Genomic DNA, 2044 nt, shown 5'->3' on the forward strand with positions numbered 1-2044 from the left:
CCCGTAGGGGCCCGGGGCGGTCGGCGGCGGGGCGGGCCAGGCGGCGGCCGGGCCGCGGGCACCGGCGCCGGCCGCGGGCGGAGTGCGCAGCAGCAGGATCACGCCGGCCACCGACATCGGCACGAGCACGATCTCCGTGAGGAACAGCAGCAGACCGCGGGCCGAGTCCAGCACCTGGCCGAGGTGCTCCCACTCCAGCCCGGTGAAGTAGCGCAGCGCGAAGTACGCCTGCACGGCCAGCAGCAGGACACCCGCGCCGCGCGCCGCCGGCCGGCCGGCCAGCGCCAGCACGCCCACGGCCGGCAGCGCCACCGCCAGCGCCACGGCGTAGAAGTCGGAACTGGCCGGGGCGAGCGAGGACGCCGGATGGTGCGGAGCCGAGGCGTCCACCAGCCCGTGGAAGAAATCGCCCCACCCACCGCCCAGGTACCTCTGGGCGAACCGCTCACCGTCGACCAGCCAGGCGGCCGACACCGCACCGCAGAGCAGAAGCAGCACCCCGGCCGTGCGCAGCGCCCCGCCCGGCGGCCGGTACGGAGCCTCCCGGGCCCGCAGCAGCACGATCAGGACCACCACGGAGATGCCCAGCCCGGCCCCGTAGGTGACCAGCTGCCAGGCCCCGTGGTGGCCCTCGGTGAGCGCCTCGCGGTAGTGCGCGTCCAGCAGGCCGACTCCCTGGCGGAGGGTGAGCGCGAGCAGCAGGAACGCCAGCAGCAGGCCCGCACCGCGCGCCGCGCTGCGCATGGCCACTGACAGCACCCCCGTCACCAGCAGTGCGGCGGTCAGCGCCCACTCGTAGGGGCCGAGGACGGCAGAGGTCCCGGTGGTGTCCGGGACCACGATCCCCTTGAGGAAGTCGCCGACCGGTACCTCGTAGGTGACGATCCCGTCCACCAGCCAGGCGGTCACCGCCCCGGCGAAAACCAGCAACAGCACACCGCTGACCACGAATCCGGCCGCGTGCTCGGCCGGTGCCCGGCCGCCGCCGGTCTTCCCGGCCCGCCGTGCCAGAGGTATCGGCGGGCCGAATCCGCCACCGGATGCACTGGTCACGGCGCTTCCCCCTGGTTCTGCGAGTCCGGCCGCACGCGGCGGACGGTGCGGCCGGCCGACCGGAGCGGCGGGTCGGCAGCGTGACGGACCGGCCGGTCCGAGGATGTGCTGACGATCCTGCCGGGCACTTTCCCGGCCGTGAACGGCGGGAAGCTCCGGCCGCCCGGTTGTTGCCGGGGTGTTGCACATCCGCCGCGCGGCGCCCGGCGCACCCCCGGCGCGCCGCACCGCCCGTCCCGGACGCCGCCGCCGGCTCCGGCACCGGTCCCGGCCGGGCGAGCGGTTTTCCCCTCCGTACGGCCGGGTTCGGTCCCCCTCGAAGTGACACAGAGCAATGCCATGCTCGCGCCCGTGCGCGGGCCGTGCAGGGGAAACTCACGCCGGATGCCGTGCGGGCACCCGGGCCGAGCGGACCCTGCGCGCGGCCTTCAGGGCCGAGCAGGTGACGACCAGCCGTGCAGGGTGACGGCCGGAGTGCCGTCCAGGCAGGCCCTGATCAGCCGGTCGGCCTCGAACACCACCTCGGTGGGCAGCGCGTCCACCGGCATCCACCGCACCTCGGCGTGCTTCTCCGGCTCGCGGTTGACCGGCTCACCCGACCAGCGGCGGACCGTGAACACCACGGTGACGAACCCGCCCGGCGCCTCGGCGCCGCGCGCCGCGTGCACCACGTGGGCCAGCCGCAGATCCTCGGCCCGCACCCGCAGCCCGGTCTCCTCCCGCAGTTCCCGCACCGCGGCGGCGGTGACCGGCTCGCCCGGTTCGCACTTGCCCACCGGCAGATCCCACAGCCCGCGGCCGAACGCGGCCCGCGGCCCGCGGCGCAGCATCACCACCCGGCCGGCCTCCGCGTCGTGCACCACCACGGCGGCGCTGAGCAGCGTCATGGAGCCGACGGCGGGGGCAGTGGCCCCGGGGGCGGAGGTGTGCGCGGTCACCGGGCCAGCGTACGCGGCCGCGCACCGGCGGCACCGGCCGGGCGGCACCGGCC

At 76.3% G+C, this 2044-nt stretch carries 2 protein-coding genes; both read right to left on the reverse strand.

What is annotated here, in order from left to right:
* Positions 1–1053 (reverse strand): hypothetical protein (locus GQS09_RS28030; protein WP_165990319.1); only part of this gene is annotated, 1053 nt, incomplete at its 3' end.
* 428 nt (positions 1054–1481) lie between these two features.
* Positions 1482–1940, reverse strand: coding sequence for an NUDIX domain-containing protein (locus tag GQS09_RS28035; protein WP_165990320.1), 459 nt, complete (start codon positions 1938–1940; stop codon positions 1482–1484).
* Positions 1941–2044 lie beyond the last annotated feature (104 nt).

It is taken from the genome of Streptomyces sp. YIM 98790, from assembly GCF_011421595.1.
Taxonomy (GTDB): domain Bacteria; phylum Actinomycetota; class Actinomycetes; order Streptomycetales; family Streptomycetaceae; genus Streptomyces.